17 protein-coding genes are annotated in these 17110 nt (G+C 39.6%); 14 read left to right on the plus strand and 3 right to left on the minus strand.

Going from position 1 to position 17110, the window contains the following annotated elements; genetic code table 11:
* Nucleotides 1-12: 12 nt before the first annotated feature.
* Nucleotides 13-756, minus strand: a complete 744-nt coding sequence (locus QMA39_RS00350) for a hypothetical protein (RefSeq protein WP_281657670.1) — start codon at nt 754-756, stop codon at nt 13-15.
* A gap of 202 nt (nt 757-958) precedes the next feature.
* Here QMA39_RS00350 and QMA39_RS00355 point away from each other — a divergent pair, with 202 nt between their 5' ends.
* The 8 genes from QMA39_RS00355 to QMA39_RS00390 all read left to right on the plus strand — a co-directional run bounded on the left by QMA39_RS00355 (nt 959) and on the right by QMA39_RS00390 (nt 10998).
* Nucleotides 959-2788, plus strand: a complete 1830-nt coding sequence (locus QMA39_RS00355) for an IucA/IucC family protein (protein ID WP_281657671.1) — start codon at nt 959-961, stop codon at nt 2786-2788.
* Nucleotides 2785-4758 carry an IucA/IucC family protein gene (locus tag QMA39_RS00360; RefSeq protein WP_281657672.1) on the plus strand — a complete coding sequence of 658 codons (1974 nt, stop codon included), beginning with the start codon at nt 2785-2787 and terminating at the stop codon, nt 4756-4758. Before QMA39_RS00355 ends, QMA39_RS00360 begins: the two co-directional genes overlap by 4 nt.
* Before the next feature lie 3 nt (nt 4759-4761).
* Complete coding sequence (locus tag QMA39_RS00365) at nt 4762-5931, plus strand: type III PLP-dependent enzyme (protein ID WP_281657673.1); 1170 nt, start codon at nt 4762-4764, stop codon at nt 5929-5931.
* Nucleotides 5932-6256: 325 nt separating this feature from the next.
* Nucleotides 6257-8500, plus strand: coding sequence for an AAA family ATPase (locus tag QMA39_RS00370; RefSeq protein ID WP_281657674.1), 2244 nt, complete (start codon nt 6257-6259; stop codon nt 8498-8500).
* 39 nt (nt 8501-8539) lie between these two features.
* Nucleotides 8540-8875: a topoisomerase gene (locus QMA39_RS00375; protein ID WP_281657675.1), complete on the plus strand. Its 336-nt coding sequence runs from the start codon at nt 8540-8542 to the stop codon at nt 8873-8875.
* A 254-nt stretch (nt 8876-9129) separates the two neighbouring features.
* The gene (locus tag QMA39_RS00380; RefSeq protein ID WP_281657676.1) at nt 9130-9453 is read left to right on the plus strand and encodes a PadR family transcriptional regulator; all 324 of its coding nucleotides are present in this window, start codon (nt 9130-9132) and stop codon (nt 9451-9453) included.
* Entirely contained in the window at nt 9450-10571 is a 1122-nt protein-coding gene (locus QMA39_RS00385) for a DUF2812 domain-containing protein (protein ID WP_281657677.1), read from the plus strand. Before QMA39_RS00380 ends, QMA39_RS00385 begins: the two co-directional genes overlap by 4 nt.
* A 184-nt stretch (nt 10572-10755) precedes the next feature.
* Complete coding sequence (locus tag QMA39_RS00390) at nt 10756-10998, plus strand: hypothetical protein (protein WP_281657678.1); 243 nt, start codon at nt 10756-10758, stop codon at nt 10996-10998.
* Nucleotides 10999-11205: 207 nt separating this feature from the next.
* On the opposite strand, the gene QMA39_RS00395 is transcribed toward QMA39_RS00390, so the two are convergent.
* Complete coding sequence (locus tag QMA39_RS00395) at nt 11206-11805, minus strand: hypothetical protein (protein ID WP_281657679.1); 600 nt, start codon at nt 11803-11805, stop codon at nt 11206-11208.
* 380 nt (nt 11806-12185) lie between these two features.
* Here QMA39_RS00395 and QMA39_RS00400 point away from each other — a divergent pair, with 380 nt between their 5' ends.
* Nucleotides 12186-12665 carry a GNAT family N-acetyltransferase gene (locus tag QMA39_RS00400; RefSeq protein ID WP_281657680.1) on the plus strand — a complete coding sequence of 160 codons (480 nt, stop codon included), beginning with the start codon at nt 12186-12188 and terminating at the stop codon, nt 12663-12665.
* A gap of 86 nt (nt 12666-12751) precedes the next feature.
* Here the strand turns inward: QMA39_RS00400 and QMA39_RS00405 are convergent, their stop codons facing one another.
* The gene (locus QMA39_RS00405) at nt 12752-12943 is read right to left on the minus strand and encodes a hypothetical protein (protein WP_281657681.1); all 192 of its coding nucleotides are present in this window, start codon (nt 12941-12943) and stop codon (nt 12752-12754) included.
* A 612-nt stretch (nt 12944-13555) separates the two neighbouring features.
* Here QMA39_RS00405 and QMA39_RS00410 point away from each other — a divergent pair.
* The 5 genes from QMA39_RS00410 (at nt 13556) to QMA39_RS00430 (ending at nt 16927) form a co-directional block, all read left to right on the plus strand.
* Nucleotides 13556-14464 (plus strand): LD-carboxypeptidase, encoded by a 909-nt coding sequence (locus QMA39_RS00410; RefSeq protein WP_281657682.1) that lies wholly within the window; start codon nt 13556-13558, stop codon nt 14462-14464.
* A 257-nt stretch (nt 14465-14721) separates the two neighbouring features.
* Complete coding sequence (locus QMA39_RS00415) at nt 14722-14982, plus strand: hypothetical protein (RefSeq protein WP_160842218.1); 261 nt, start codon at nt 14722-14724, stop codon at nt 14980-14982.
* A 137-nt stretch (nt 14983-15119) separates the two neighbouring features.
* Nucleotides 15120-15662, plus strand: coding sequence for a GNAT family N-acetyltransferase (locus QMA39_RS00420; RefSeq protein WP_281657683.1), 543 nt, complete (start codon nt 15120-15122; stop codon nt 15660-15662).
* A 192-nt stretch (nt 15663-15854) separates the two neighbouring features.
* On the plus strand, nt 15855-16130 hold the full coding sequence (locus tag QMA39_RS00425; protein ID WP_281657684.1) for a hypothetical protein: 276 nt from the start codon (nt 15855-15857) through the stop codon (nt 16128-16130).
* Between the two features lie 332 nt (nt 16131-16462).
* Nucleotides 16463-16927 carry a hypothetical protein gene (locus QMA39_RS00430; protein ID WP_281657685.1) on the plus strand — a complete coding sequence of 155 codons (465 nt, stop codon included), beginning with the start codon at nt 16463-16465 and terminating at the stop codon, nt 16925-16927.
* Nucleotides 16928-17110 lie beyond the last annotated feature (183 nt).

Genomic DNA, 17110 nt, shown 5'->3' on the forward strand with positions numbered 1-17110 from the left:
CGGGGGTTTTCCTTATATCCGGTCCCTGCGCTCTTTATCGGATATGAGCGGGCAGGTCGGGCAGCATTTGCTTTTATCCGCATCATGGAGCATATATTTCATGCAGCAGTGCCGGCGGACATAAGTTTGTTTTCCCTCTTCAGAGGTGTACCAACGGAATTTGAAGTAGAGCGGATTGCGCTCATTTTCATGGAATAGCTCGTTTGATGTGAACCAGCGGAATACTTTTTCCAGCTGATCCGGATCCACCCCTTCTTTTTCAAGCGCACACATGCGCTGATGCAGGTTGTGGGAAACGATGGAACGCATATGGGCAGCCTTGCATTTGGAGACGTGGGCGGCTGTCTGGAACAACGGCTGGAGATGATGTACGATGAACGTACGAATCTGTGCTTTTACATATTCCTCGGATACATCTTCGACTTTATGGGCGCAGTCTTCCGCAAGGATGTAATTCATGACGTTCTTTTCTTTCTGTTGAATCCCATAATGCTCCGGGTGTCCATCAAACAAAATGCCATGACGGACGATGGATTCAAACAGACCCATCGTAAGAACCGAGTACATTTTTCCAAATAACAGCCCGGCAACAGACAGATTCGGGGCTGCAAGATTGTCCGCCTGGGCGGTCAACAGACGCTCAAGGTTTTCTTTGTTTTCAATCAGGTCTGTGACGTTGTGTGAGACATGTCCGGCATGCGGTCTCCCGATATAGATGCGATGGTTTTTTTGAATATTTTGGAATGCAGTCTTCATAAATATGACTCCTACATGTGATTTTATAGTGATAATCATTATCAAGTATAAAATATTTTCTGTCTTTGGACAACAGGTAGAGCATAACCAGAGGGGGAAGAAGAGTATTCTAACGTTACAGGCAGTATGGGGAGATTATTCCCTATTGTTTGAGGGAATAGACCCCGGTACATAAAATGAACCCCGGCAAGAGGTGACAGAAATGAAAGAAATAAGTAAACTTCAACATCAAGAAAAAGCGTCGTTGTCTGTGCTCCATCAGCTTCTTCAAGCCATCATACGTGAGCATGTTTTTGCTTATGAATGGAAGAATGGGGACAGAGAAATCCACTTGAAATCCAAAAGAGGAATGATCCATGTAATCGTGGAAAAAACATACATGCTCGGCCAAATAGACATCAGCCGTGTCTTTCATATAGACGATAATGGGGCAGAGTCTGCGGTCACAACGCCGGAACAGCTGCTGGATTTCCTGTATGCCCCTGATGAAAAAGAGTCCGTCCAGCGGTTTTATGATGAAATGGTCAACAGTGCTTCAAACTATGCCCTGGCCCTTGAGGCGGCATCCATCAGGAAAACGACAGCCGTTAATGAAGCCTGCAGACGGGGAGCGGAAACGATGCTGTCCTATGTGGAACATAAAAAACGGGAGAATGCTTCTTTCAGTCCACTCGTCTATTTTGAACAGTGGGTCATTCAGGGACATACAATCCATCCCGGATCACGCACGCGAATGGGTTTGAGTACGGAAGACATCCGCACTTTTGCGCCGGAATGGGCGGGGAATCCAGGTGTCATTCTTGCAGCGGTACATAAAGACGTCTTGCGGCAGACGACGATGGGGGCGGAAACAGCTTCATCCATTTTATTCAAAGAATATAAAGGACTGGAGCATGCTTTTGAAGCGGCCTGCAGACAGAAGGAAGTCAACAGGGAGGACTATGAACTTCTTCCTGTCCATCCCTGGCAGTGGGAGCATACGATAAAACCGGACTATAAGGAAGAACTGGACAGCGGTCTGGTATTTCCGGTCCCGGCGTACACCCTTCCAATGACAGCCTTGATTTCTTTTCGTACCCTTGCTCCCGAAGGAAGCGTCACCCGCCATCATATAAAAACGGCTGTGAACGTACAAATGACGAGTGCAGTCAGGACCGTGTCCGCCGCTTCAACAAAGAACGGTCCTGCCTTATCCCGTCTTTTTGAAACCCTGTTAAGTCAGGACCCTGATTTGGCCGGGCGTCTGTCTGCGATGAAGGAATCCGCCGGTCTACACTACGAACCCAAAGGTCCGTTATCTGCTGACGTCAGACATGAAAAGCAGAAGAATCTGGCAGCCATTCTACGTGAAAATCCGGAACAGGATCTGAATGAAGACGAAGTCGCTGTCCCGGCGGCTGCTCTTGTAGCTGACTCCCCAATCAGCGGTCGGTTAATTGCCCGGGAAATGATGGAGTCGATGGAACATTCAACGGCAGCATCTTTTATCAAAGCCTATGCGGAGGCTGTCCTCCCGCCGATTCTGACGCTTTTGACGAAGTATGGTATTGGAATGGAAGCCCATCTGCAGAATTGTGTGGTTGTATTTTCAAAGGGACGGCCTGAGCGTATCATTTTGAGAGATTATGGCGGCATCCGGATGATGAGCGGGCGGCTCGAACGCTTTTTTGATCAGCTGCCGATTGATCCGGCTACGAACCTGCTGACCGAGCAGCCGGAGGATCTCCTGCATGTCTTTTCTCATGCGCTGCTTCATAATCACTTCGGCGAAATCATTACGGCTCTCGCAAGATCCCTTGGCTGTGGAGAGGATGAGATGTGGGATGAAGTCCGAAGGGTTATTCATGATCAATATGAAGAGTTGAAGAAGCTTCCTTCCATTCAACGAGAGGCGGAAGAAGACGAGAGGGCCTTATGTTCCGGCCCGTCTAAGATGAAAGCCCTCGTTCAAATGAGACTCACAGATCAATATACAGACTATCGTTATGTGGATGCTCCCAATCCACTGACAAAGGAGGTGACGAAGAAATGATTCCTACAGATCTTCACACGATGCCCCGACCGATTTTTGAAGAGGAGAAGTGTCTGGAGTTCCTGACCACTTCGTACCCGGAACTCGTATCCTATTTCCATAAACATAGAGATAACGGGAGAAAGGGAATTCTGCATAAACTGGCCGATTCGATCCTTCGCGAGAACATTCAGGGGATGTATCAAACCGCTCGGAAGGTTGAAGTGGAGCGTGGGACGCTGCTGGCAGATGGAATCCCCGTCTCCGAAGAGCCTCTGTATAAGGGGCTGAAAAACCAGCCTCTCGAAGAAGGCAGGGACTATCTGTTCATCTGCCGGGGTGATTATGGTGTCTTATTTCCAATCCGCCGGGTATCTGCCTTCCAAATGATTGAAACGGCGGAGGGAATCCTGTTTGTCTCCAGCGAAGGCTGCCGGCGTGTGGAATCAGCGGCTGACCTTCTTCATCTATTATTTTCCGTGGAGGATTTTCCGAACCTGTTCCCATTTACACGGGAACTGAATAATGGAACGGCGAATTTAACAATGGCACTTGCTTTTGATGAGGTATGGAAGGATGGAGTGAAGAAGGAAGCCTATAACCTTGGAGCGGATACACTGTTTTCTTATCTGGCCTCTAAAAGAGGGTCCGGATTTTCGCCAGGATTGTTTTTCGAACAACTTGTCGTCGAGGGGCATCATTTACACCCGGGAGCTAAGACGAAACTCGGTCTTTCCTATCCAGATGTGTTCCGGTTTTCACCTGAATTTCATCAGCCGTTTACCATCCGGTTTGCGGCTGTGAGGCGGAGTGCGCTTGTTATGACAGAGACCGGCCTGGAGGAGTACTTTTCGGATCAGGCAACGGCTGCCCGACGGGAGCTTGCAGATAAAGGGTATGAAGCGGGGGAGTATGAGGTGATCCCTGTCCATCCGTGGCAGATGGAAAACGCTCTTCCCGTTATTTATGAAAATGAGATAAAAAGCGGGGTGGTTGTTCTATTGGATCAGCCATACTTGGATGCGGAAGCTACCTCATCGTTTCGAACTGTGGCCCCGAGAGGGAATGAACCGGTCATGAAATTGGCGGTCAACAGTCAGATGACATCCACGATCCGGTCGATTTCGATGCAGACGGCTGTGAATTCCACTGTCTTTTCCCGTCTGATTCAGGACATCTACGAGAAAGAATCAGATATGAAGAGCTTCGTTCCTCTGATGGAGCTTTCCGGTGCGGCCTTCCAATCGGACGACCGCCTTAAAAGCAGGAATTTAACAATGCTGCTGCGGGAAGACATCGATCATCATTTGGAGGATGAAGAATGGGCGGTGGCTGGAATGGCCCTCTATGCCGAATCTCCGATCAGCGGCCGGACCGTTTTGAGAGATATAATCGAAGAACTGAGCCGCTGTGAAAAACTTACGATAGCAGAAGCATCGGAATCCTTTTTCAAGACCTATGTTGAGAAGGTTCTTCCCGGTTATTTGAAGCTGATGGTGAAATACGGCATCGCCCTGGAGGGGCATTTGCAGAACAGTATTCCCGTCTTCAAAAACGGCCGTCTTTCCCGTTTCTTCTTTCGTGACTGGGGCGGATCGCGCATTTATACAGACCGTCTCCGCAGCCGCGGTCATACCCCGGCGTTTGCCGCTGATTCTGTCAGTGTGACAAACAATTTGTCCGATATGCACCATAAGCTGTATTACACGGTCTTCCAAAATCACCTCGGGGAAATCATCCGCCAGCTGAGTGAGTGGACAAATGCCGGAGAGACGTGGTTCTGGGACGTGGTGAAACAGCAGTGTGAACAGATACTGGACGAGCTGGCAGTTGATGAAGCATCAGACAAGGCTGTGAAGGAAGACCGTGATTTCCTCTATCAGCCTGTGGTCATGCACAAATCGTTGACAAAAATGCGTCTTACGAACAGTCAAGGGTATGGGTACAATGAAGTGCCGAATCCGTTAGGGCGTCAGGTTGTGGAGGAATAAGGAATGGATATCCAGAAGATCATCAATGAAGAGCATCAAGGAAAAGACCCCGCCTGTGCGTATGTCTATGACCTGCAGCAGCTGAAAAGCCATGCGGAATCACTGAAGTCGAGCCTGCCGGACTTTTGTGAATTGTATTATGCTGTAAAAGCAAACCCGGACCCTCATGTTTTATCGGCGCTTACTCCTATCGTAGATGGTTTTGACACAGCATCAGAGGAGGAGATGAATAAAGCAGGGGGAGAACGGCCGCTTCTTTTCGGTGCGCCTGCTAAGAAAGACAGGGAAATCGCATCCGCTGTAGAAAAAGGGATTCGGTACATCAATGTGGAGAGCCTCCACGATCTATACCGGATCAATGAAGCGGCTGGGAAATCTGGAAAAGTCATGCCTGTCCTGCTGCGCGTCAACCTTCGAAAGGATGTGCCGGAAAGTCATCATATGATGTCTGGAACACCCACCCAGTTCGGTATTGATGAATATCAGATGCCGGATATTCTGAAGGCTGCGGCCGGACTGGATCATGTCGATGTGAAAGGTTTCCATTTTCACGCCATGTCCAACAACCTCGATGCGGAAAAGCACGTAGCTTTTACCGGTCTCTGCATCCAGAAGGCTAAGGACTGGGCCGGTGCGTTCCATCTGGATCTGGAAACCGTCGATGTCGGGGGAGGCATCGGTATTAATTACTGGGACCCGGACACACCTTTTGACTGGACGACGTTCGTTAAAGGTCTCCAACAATTAGAAAAAGAAGCCGGGGACATGACAGTGATTTTGGAGCTGGGACGCTATATGACAGCCGGATGTGGTTATTATGTAACAGAGGTTCTGGACGTGAAGAAAAACCATGAGCATGCCTTTGCCCTTGTCCGCGGCGGCTCCCATCATCTACGTCTGCCGGCGGCGTGGAAAATGAGTCATCCGTTCCAGGTCATTCCTGTAGAGGGGTGGGAGAAACCCTGGCCCCGCCCTCAGGTTTTGGACCGGAATGTAACGATCGCAGGGGAGCTCTGCACACCGAATGATGTGCTCGTCCGCGGGGAGAAGGTGGATGCTCTTCGTGTGGGTGACCTTGTCGTTTTTGAATTTGCCGGAGCGTATGCCTGGACGATTTCACATCATGACTTTTTAAGTCATCCTAAACCTCAGATGATTTATTTGAATGAATAATGTAAGCCGTCCATTATAGGAGGCTTCAAGGCTGTCGAGAAAGCTTTCGACAGCTTTTTTTAGTTTGGATACTGTTAAAGCTTGTTGCTGATATACGAAGAATGCAAACGATCATTCTATTATGATAACTTTAGATTTTTTACTTTCACGATGTAATCATTGAATTTTTTGCCCCGAATTGGATATATACCTTGAAACTGAGTATTCCAGTAAAGGGCAGGTTAGTTGAAGACTCAGTTTCGAGATAATTGTATCCTTATAACATAACTTTCTGTGGTAAAATGTGGATTAAGCTAGTTCTTTTCACATGCAAAAGGGGGATTATATGATAAGTGAAATTTTCTTGAGAAATGTAGCAACTTATGACAATGAGGGTGCAAAAATTAAAGGATTAGAAAAAGTGAATTACTTTTATGGAAGCAATGGTTCTGGAAAAACAACTATTTCTGAAGTGTTGCGTAACTATGACCAATTTCCAGATTGCCATATAACGAAAGCTAAACCTGACCACAAGATATTTGTTTATAATCGAAATTTTGTTGAAGAGAACTTTAGACAGAACGAATCTATAAAAGGTATTTTCACTTTAGGAAAAGACCAAAAAGAAACCATAGAACAAATTAAGGAAAAAAAAGAAGATATAGTGAAACATAGAGAAAAAATTAGCGACTTGAGGGAAGGGTTAGAAAAGAAAGAAGACGAAAGGTCCAGTAATGAAAGGATTTTTATGGAAGAGTGTTGGAGAATAAGAGATAATTATAAACCATATTTCAAAGAGGCATTTACAGGTTATAATAAGGACAAAAAGAAACTACTGAAAAAATTTATAGAGGAAACTGATAATAATAAAGAATTAAAGGACTTTGAAAACTTAGTCCAGAGAAAAGAGGCACTTTTTGAACGGGAGCTTGTTAAAAGAGACACTATACGTCTCATACAATCCACTATTGAGTTCCAAGATATTTCTATCCTAAATACAAAAATAATTGGTGCAGATGATGTAGACATTTCTAACTTAATAAATAAATTAAGCATAAGTGATTGGGTACTACAAGGGCATGAACATATGCATAATTCTAATGGTATTTGCCCATTCTGTCAGCAAGAACTCCCAGAGGAGTTAGATGCTAAATTACATAGTTACTTTGACCAAACATACTCTGATCAAATAAATAGGTTGAAAAATTTTTCTGAGATCTATGAGAAATATGCAGAAGGTATTATATTCCAATTAAAAGAATTAATTAAAGAAAAAAATGATTATTTAGACAATAGTAAGCTCCATGATATCTTTCTATTAATTGAAGCTAAGATAAAGGACAATATGAACCTAATTAAGAGTAAAATTAATGAACCAAGTAAGGTTATTGTTTTACGAGATGTTTCTCAGAACATCATTGATGTAAATGCTGAAATTAAAAGAGCAAATGAGTTAATCACAGAAAATAATGTCTTAGTGACTAATGCCAAAGAAGCTAGAGAGATATTAATTGAAGATATATGGAGATATTTGATTGAGCAAAATAAGAAGAATTATTCCAGATATAAGTCAAAAGATGTTCAGTTGTTTAAAGAAATAAATGGAAGGGAAACTGGATTGAAAAACAAGGTTAACCATAGGAAACAATTGGAGGAAGAGCTTTCTCGACTTCAAAAGCAAGTTACAAACATTAAACACTCAGTAAATGAGATAAATAAGAGGTTAAACTCCTTTGGTTTTACAAATTTCAAATTAGATACCGCCTCTGAGAAAGGTCATTATAAGATAGTACGGGAAAACGGGGAAGATGTAGATAATACACTAAGTGAAGGTGAAAAGACGTTTATAACTTTCCTTTATTTTTATAATTTATTAAAGGGCAGTACAGATAGTGAAGAAATCACTACTAATAAAATAGTAGTGTTAGATGATCCGATATCTAGTTTAGATAGCAATATTCTGTTTATAGTAAGTAATCTTATTAGAGAAATTATTGAGGAGGTAAGAAGCGATACAGGAGATGCTAGACAATTGATTTTACTGACACATAATATTTACTTCCATAAAGAAGTTTCATTCAAACAATCAAAACAATCTCGCAGCGACGAATCGTTTTGGATTGTTAGAAAAACAGATAACAAATCTTATGTTCAACAATATGATGAAAATCCCATTAAGTCTTCTTATGAACTTATGTGGAAAGAGTTATTCCATTTAAAGAACCAAAGCTTAATAACCACTCAAAACGTGATGAGAAGAATTCTGGAAAATTATTTTACTTTCTTTGGAGGAATTAATTTAACAAATATAGTCAATAAGTTTGAGGATGAAGAAAAAATGATCTGTAGATCATTAATTTCTTGGTTACACGATGGTTCCCATCATATTAATGAAGATTTATATGTAGAGAGAAGTTTAGATGCTGTGGAAAAGTATTTAGATGTATTCATGCGGATTTTTTATAAAATGGGGCATGGTTCTCATTACGAAATGATGATGGGAAATGTTGAACAAGTTGTAACTGAAGATGGTTTAAGTGAAAACGAAATAGATATAGGAAACAAAGAAGCTGCATCTACAAGTGAATAATAAGTTATAGCAAGATAACAATTATAGAGGAGTATTTAAATGAACAGAGAAGAAGTTGAAACCTATTTTAGAAATCATCAGCAGGAAGCTCTAAGGCGTACTAATGAGCTTATGAAAAGTCACTTTGGAAGGGTATATTCCAATTTTAATGGCCTTATAGGTGGTAAATTTAGAACTTATGGTGTAGACGTAGGTGATTGTGATACAGCAGAAGAATGTGTTGAAGCTTGGTTGGAAGGGAATGAAAAAATTTATCAACGTGAGAAGAATCAATCTGATAAGTCTTCTTATAGAATAAAATTAATGCTTCAAGACGAATACCTTAGAAAGTTTATTGAGAATTTTGTAGCAAAAGCTTACTTCAAAAATAAGTAACTTTAGTTAAGCACTAAAGCCATAAAACCCCTGGCTTTGATTATCTTGAAATCGAGTCTTCAATTAACGGGGGCTTTATTTTAATAAGCCTTTTAAAAGGAGGAACTTCCGCGAAATGGAAGAACCTCTTTTTTTTTCAAATTTAGAAGGTTAGATAACTTTTAAGTTTATGTCCAAAAATTTTCGTACTTTATGTCACAGTGTGATATAGTCGTAGTGTGACATACTTAAAAATGGAAAAAGGGGCTAGATTAATGAAAAAGCCTGAAAAAACATACATACCTATGACCGAAACGGCTTTCTACATCTTGCTTGCATTAACTGAACCCCGCCACGGATACGGCATCATTAAACACGTAGAGAATCTGACAAAAGGAAGAATAAATTTAGGTTCGGGGACCGTTTATGGCACATTGACGAAGATGCAACGCGATGGTTTGATCGTTAAATACGCAGATGGTGAGCGGAAAAAAGTATATGAAGTTACAGAAGACGGTAAAAGGATCATGAGAATTGAGATAGAAAGATTGAATGAGCTTTATAACAATGCGATTCGATATAGGGGGGAGTTTTTATGACCACATCGATTTTTCGACCCTTTTGGAGTTACGACCCGATTAAAACGGAACAATGGCTAGAAAAGAAAGCAAGTGAAGGGCTTATTTTGACTGGATTCAATCGGTGGTCAAGGAAGTTCCATTTTAAAAGAGAGGATCCTAAAACCTGTGTCTATAGACTTCAATATGAGAAGGTTGACCACTTCCCACAAGCTTTAGTAGAGGCGGGCTGGAAATCAATCACGAAAGAAGGTCGTTGGAGAATGATTCGCCATGAAGGTGCTGCGAACAAGGAGCCTCTAAGGGATAATATGGCCTCAAGAAACAAAGTTCATTTCTATACTTTCATGGCTGTTTTCATTTATATGCTTGTCGTTGCCGGGATTGTTGGAATACTTACTCTCACAGTACTTTTAGGTGGTGGATCGGCGACGTTCGTTCCCAGTCCTTATTGGGCAATAACCATTACTGTAGGACTGACGCTTTGGACTGTAGTTCCTTATTCAACACTGACGTTACATAAAGGATTGAAAAAACTAAAAGTAGATCCATCATTTTCTACAGAACGGAACTCGAGCCTTATCAAGTTTACGAAATGGCGGTTAGCCTGGGCGTTTGCTCCTGACCGTTTAGAAAAATGGTTGGAGTGTATGGAACAAAAAGGATATCGCTTAGAAAAAGTCAGCAGATTTGGACTTCGTTTTTCCTTCAGTGAAGGAGAACCGAGAACGGTAAGCTATGCGGCCGATTTTCAAAAAGCGGTTGAGTCGGACTATTTTTATATGCATAGTGATCAAGGATGGAGTCAATTGTTTCATTCTTCTTCTCCGTTCATGTCTTGGACATTATGGGCGAAAACGTACACTAATGATGAGGAAAAACCCCAGCTGTACAGTGACCCACATCAAAAGTTAAAGCATGCCAAACGAGTTACTCTGTGGCAGGGGGGCATATTTTTACCTTTGGTGATTCTATATATATGGTTAATCACAATGAAGATCAGTAGTATTCTTCAGGGGGAAATTCTAGATTCTACCTTTTGGGTGGTAGTTGTGCAAACCATCGTCATTATAGAATTCGGTTATTTTTCTGTTCGTTCCTTATTGTATTATAGGCGAGTAAGAAAGACGATACAGTGAAGGGACAGAATAACTCCGATCCACCGCTTTAATAAGGCTGGGGTGTCTTGAATACTGGATTGTTATGTTTTATTAAATCTTCATTTATCTTGAATTCAAGTCTTACATAAACGGGGGCAATTCTTAAACAGTTATTTTACTCACTTTCTGTATTTGTAGTGAAAAATTTGGTGATGAAAAAGTAATGAGAAGGGGATACGTTATCGAAAAAGAGAAGGATGGTAAAGTAATATTATTAACTATAGGTTGGTTATCGGCTATATTAGCTTTTGGTTTTTTTCCATTTTTTCTTGGAGCAGTTGCTATTAGTATGGGAGTTGTTTTGAGAAGGGATTATGATGTTGGTAAACAAGGGACTGGATTAATTGTGATAGGGATTATAGGTATTGTTGTTGGTACGGTAATAGGTGCTTTAGCACCCTGGTAAGCGTGTTTGAGAAGAGTGCTTTTGCGAATATTTAGAGTCAATAATTTAATATGGCATCTTTCCAGGCATACAATGCGCACCTTAAAAACAGCGTACAAAATTAAATTAAAACTGTGCTTCTGTGCCCTTATTATTAGGTTCTGTTAGTATAGAAAATAGGACTTCCATAATTATGGAAGTCCTATAATGTTTTGGTGCCTTTGAAGCTTATTTTTGTTGCTCCATTTTGTCGGGAAAAACAATTTCATCGAACACTCCAACAGAAGCTTCGTCTTTGACTTGGACAGAAACTGAATACTCATTTGGATTTGCGCCATTAAATAGCTGATACATCATTCCAGCCATCCCTAAACTGAAAGAAGCGGAACTATCCAAGCTATTTACGTACCTTTCCTTTTCTACAACCATTGTAAAATCAGTTAAGGAATCGTTGTAAGTGATTTTTTGTAGAGAAGCATAGTTTAAATCTCGGCTTGTTTTTAGTTCCTCAATTGTCTCAGGAAGATTTGTTTTAATTTCCTTCATTATTTCTTCACGTGTGGAATTGGACATTTTATAGGAATACGACCCGTTCTCATTCGCCGTTATGCTTACTTCTCCTTCTACACCTTCAATAACATCTTCTGATGTCTGGCGTTGAAAGAGGTAGGCAGGAAGGTTAACCTCCACTCTGTCTTCAGTTTGGGGTTCTTGGTTTACACTTTCCTGTTTGTTTTCTTTATCAATATCAATCTTTTCTTCGTTAGAGCCACAAGCAGCTAGCATAATAAGTGAAAACAAAAATAAAATAGTAAGTACTTTTTTCATATGATAACTTTCAGCCTTTCCATCTTTGTATTTCTAAATTGAATTGCTTTTGAGGTTAGGTTTTACCCGTTCCTTTAACAAATAAGATTTTTCATACCTCAAACATAGACAACCTAAGTGTATCATAGGTTTCAACGCTTGGTATTAATTCCCTTTTTAAGAAATTCTAAATATTAAGCACCCACTAAAGTCGGTTGTTATTTTAAGATCTGCATGAGAATATCTCCAAATGTAGACCTCAAGTATAGAGTGCGTTAGTTTGGAAGCTCGAAGGTATCTCTAATTCGAGTCTTCAAGTAACGGGGGCGATTGCTTAATAGAGCTTTTGTCTAATGTGTAATGCGTGACATTCTAATTATCTATAATTTGGAGGACCATTAATGGAGATTACAGCAATAAGTGATATTTCCCAGGCTAAAGTCATTGATTTTTTCAAGCAGCATTGGGGTAGTACAGAAATGGTTATTTCTTCTGGGATTTATGATTGTAGTAAACTGGACGGATATGCGGTGTTAAATAGTGACAAGACAGTTATTGGTTTAATTACTTATATAATCACCAACGATACATGCGAAATTATTTCTTTGGATAGCAAAGAAGAAAATAAAGGGGTCGGGACCTCTCTTATAAAAGCAGTTGAGAGAGGTGCATTAGAGAAAGAATGTAAATACATAAACCTTATAACCACTAATGATAATTTATTAGCCCTTAGGTTTTACCAAAAGCGAGGCTATGTTTTAGCGAATATATTTAGAAATGCAGTTGGAAAAGCAAGGGAATTGAAACCTGAAATTCCATTGGAAGGTAATGATGGTATTCCTATCAGAGACGAAATAAAGTTGGAAAAGTTTTTATGCTAACGTATACATCGATTGAAAATTCATTCTAACATCTTGAAGTCAAGTCTTTCGTTAACGGGGGCGATTGCTTAATAAAGGCATTCGTTCTAAATCCTTAGAATTAATTGACTTAGTATAAACATTACAAGTAATATGCCAATTCCTAACACGCCATATCCAAGATGTCTACGTTCTGACAAATACTCCCCTTTAATAGCTTTCCAATCTGGATAGAAAAAGCTAATCACTCGGACAGCTATTATGCCAATCATAACTAAAACGACAGCTAATACTTCCATTAGTATAACTCCTTTTACATATCTAGTTTCCTTTTCCTTTCTGTGTAAAACTAAGAGGAGTAAGTTTGTTGTCGTTTATAAATTTATCTTGAAACTGAGTCTTATAAAAACGGGGGCAATTCTGAAACAGAAGAACTCCTCTTCTTAACGTCTTGGGTAGGTTAGTTGAAGGTTTAGGGAGGTTTTTTGTGCCAAAATCAGTCTTAGGAAAGTTATGCTTGTTAATGTTGGTTATATTTTTCATCCAGATTGTTTTGTTTGTGAGAATGATGTCTATTAACTTTTTTGGAGCCATGGTTCAATTCATTAAATTCACTCCATATACAAGCGTAGTTGGCATCATACTTGGGCTAACGAGTTTAAATAAAGAAAGGGAAAAGAGAATAGTACCTGTTATTACACTTATCATCGGTGTAATATTCCTTTTAATATTTCTTCTCTTCCTATTCGGTTTTTCCTTTGGTGGGTAATTTTACATCAGGTCTAAAGACAAAGTATTATTTTGATTTCGAGTCTTATGGAAACGGGGGCGATTGTACAATATAGTAATTCACGCTTAGATAGTCCTGTAATCACTTCAAATAACAGAAATATGGAAAGTGAGGAAAGCTTATGATTAAACCAAATGCTTTACAAAAGGGGGATCGGGTAGCAGTTATCGCTCCGGCTGGACCACCAGATAAAGATCACCTTTTACAAGGAAAACGCGTATTAGAAAAGATGGGACTTGAAGTTGTCCTTGGTCGTCATGTGTTTGATGTAGATGAAGAGCCTGAAACTGTCTATCAGAAGCGGGTTTCTGACTTGCACGAGGCGTTTTTTGCCCCTGCTATCTGCGGTGTTGTTTGTGCAAATGGAGGGTTCGGAACAGCAAAAATTGCTCCTATGATCGATTACGAAAAAATACAAAGTAACCCTAAAATATTCTGGGGGTACAGTGACATTACATATCTGTTGAATGCCATTCAAAAATCGACTGACCTAGTTACTTTCCACGGTCCTATGGTGGCTTCCGATCTGAATGACGAACAAAGAACAAAGGAGACAGAGTCCTCGTTTTCTCCTTTGTTTACCAAAGAAATAATGACCTATGATTCTCATAAATCTGCTCTTAACACTCTAGTTCATGGTACAGGAGAAGGACATTTAGTTGGAGGGAATTTAACATTACTAACGAATGGATTGGGCACACCTTATCAAGTTGACACCAAAGGGGCAATTCTACTAATAGAGGAAGTTGGAGAACCAGCGTTTCTTGTTGATCTAAAGCTTACTCATCTGAAACAGGCAGGGGTGTTCGATGAGGTTCAAGGTGTAGTCTTAGGTAACTTTCATGAGGAATCAGCTGAAGGTTTGGAATTAAGAAAAGTGCTTCAAAACTTCTTCGTAAGTGCTTCTTTTCCTGTGGTTGATAATTTTCACTTTGGTCATTGCCAGCCAAATTATGGTGTACCAATCGGGGTAAATGCAAAACTTACTACTACTCCGCCTCAATTGTTTGTGGATTCGGGAGTAAAGTAATTCATCTATGGGGTTTGAACTTATGGGTAGCAACTGAAATACCTTTCATTCAAGTGATAGACTTATCTTGAATTCGAGTCTTCAAGTAATGGGGGCAATTCTTTAACAGAAGAATTGCCCCCATTCTTAATGTATTGGGCAGGTTTCTATAAGACTCAGTTTCGAGATAGTTAGCTTTTGAAACTTAATTCAAACAAAATCGTACCTGTACTATGAGTTTTAAATACAAATTTTGTCTTTGTCCTGGAGGGTTATTTATGGTTGGAATTAATGTAAGAGAAAAAGACGGATATGTTATTATTTCGTGGCATTTTAGTAAAGTGGAAATACATAAGACTGACATTATAGAAGTTATTGATGATGATACTTATGGTGGCGAAGAGAAAACTGCAGTAAGAATGGGGTATCCATATGCCACGACCGAAAGACTTTTTATAAGGACAAATAATCAGAATTATATTCTTTTCACCAACAACACATCAATAAAAGGGAAAATTGAAAGTATGATGAACACATAATTTTATTGGAAGTGAAGGCAGCAAATGCCTTGATTTCGAGTCTTCAATATAAGGGGGCAATTATTCAATAAGGTAGTTGTCTTTTATATCTAGAAAGTTACGGGGGTGCGACGGGATGCCTTAAGAGGGGGAGTAATATGATAGTAAACACAAAACAATATGAAGTTTGTAATCTCCATTACAAAGTAAGATCTGCACAATTCAAAGACGCGCAAGCTTTATCTGAATTAAGGTTACAGATAGATGGTGAAACTGAAAATTTGGATAGAGTTAAAGGAGAAGCATACATAAACGAAGAAGGATTTAAGGATATAATCAAAAGTGACTCAGAAAGTTTGAACACCATTTTCTTGGTAGCTGAAGTAAATGGAACCCTTGTTGGTTTCTCTAGATGTGAAGGAAATGCATTAAAAAGAAGTTCTCATAAGGTAGAGTTTGGTGTAGGTGTATTGATGAATTATTGGGGATATGGAATAGGAAAGAACTTCTTAAAAGAAAGTATTAGTTGGGCAGATGCAAATAACATAAAGAAAATCACTTTGAATGTCCTGGAAACAAACGAGAAAGCAATAACTCTTTATAAAAATTATGGTTTTGAGGTTGAAGGTGTATTACAGAAAGACAAGTTGTTATCTGATGATAATTACTACAATACGTTGTTGATGGGGAGATTAAATTAATTATAATCGTAATTATCTTGATATCGAGTCTTAAAGAAACGGGGGCAATTCTGAAACAAAGGATTACCCTCTTTTACTTTTTTGTAGGTTGGCCTAAGAATTGAATTCAAGATATTATATCTAAAAGGTTTCTGTTTAGAGTTGTGCAATTGCTTAATTATTGAAATAATTGGAAATTAAAAGGGGAGAGCGATGAGAAAACCAACCAAGTATTCTGTAATACTAACATCTGTGATATTAATTGCTATACTTGCTTTGGCTGTTCTATACTCAAATGATTTTATTTTTATTTCTTTTTGGTTTGTTTCTATTATTTCAGTAGCAGCATTAGCAGAAATTATTCTTTCATCCAGAGAAATTTACCTCTCAAAAAGCAAAAAGGGGATATTAATAAACAGTTTATGCTTGCTGATTTGTGTATTTGTACTTTTGATACCATTAACTTTTATCTACTTTATAAACCAATAAAGGTAAAACGCAATGTCTAGAAATCGAGTATTTTGTAAACGGGGGCTTTACTGAAATAAAGACAAGTATGGTGAATCAAAAATAAGCAGAACTTACTGCTGATTTAACTATACTCACTTCTCTACAATTCTCAATGTTTTTCATTTGAAGCGATTCATCCAAATTAAAGATAGGGGAAATCAATTATTTTTGATAAATTGTTGTTCCCGAAAACTTAATATATTATTTCGAAAGATGTAACTTTAAGTTTAGAGAGGATGTTTTACATTTTTAAAAAAATATTTGCATGGTTTTATTTAGCTCTTCTATTATGTTATTTGAGAATGAGCCTTTTGATTAAAAGAAGAGAAAATGTACGCAGCATATTAACACGCGTAGAAAAGACACTTAGAGATTCTGGGGTAATGAATGAGAATTATGAAGAGGGTACAGTCAGACCTGGGAATAAGACCATTGAACGACTGCTTCATGCTTTTGTAGTGAACAGGTCTTATTCAGGAGAAGAAGAATACTATGTGTACGTAGCACTTTCATTAGTTGAAAATCATTGGACCATTTTCAGGAAAATTTCGCTTTTATTTGCGCTTGTCTTTGTGTTGTTGTGGATCGGAATTCGAATATATGTGAGTTATTTCTTTTCCATTTCAGGAATTATTGCAATGGGTATGTTTCTTTGGCTGTTTGCAGCGCCCCTTCTTGGTTTATTAAGTGGTATTTTGGTTCCTGGGTGGAAAAAATATCCTTTAATACTTTTAAATCTGGGCCTTCTGATTTTTATCAATTTCAGTCTGGTATAAGGTATTCCGTACTTCTGCCGCTTAAATAAATATTGAACAAAAGCCCCCCCGTATGTACAAGACTCGATTTCAGCATTTATTAGCATTTGAGGTGAAAATTGTTATGTGGAATTTTATTTATTTTTTATTTTTGGTAGCAATCTTATTTTTCATTAATTTAATAGTGAATGAATATTTTAGTAA

The organism is Halobacillus sp. Cin3 (genome assembly GCF_947311855.1).
In the GTDB taxonomy this organism is placed as follows: domain Bacteria; phylum Bacillota; class Bacilli; order Bacillales; family Halobacillaceae; genus Halobacillus; species Halobacillus kuroshimensis.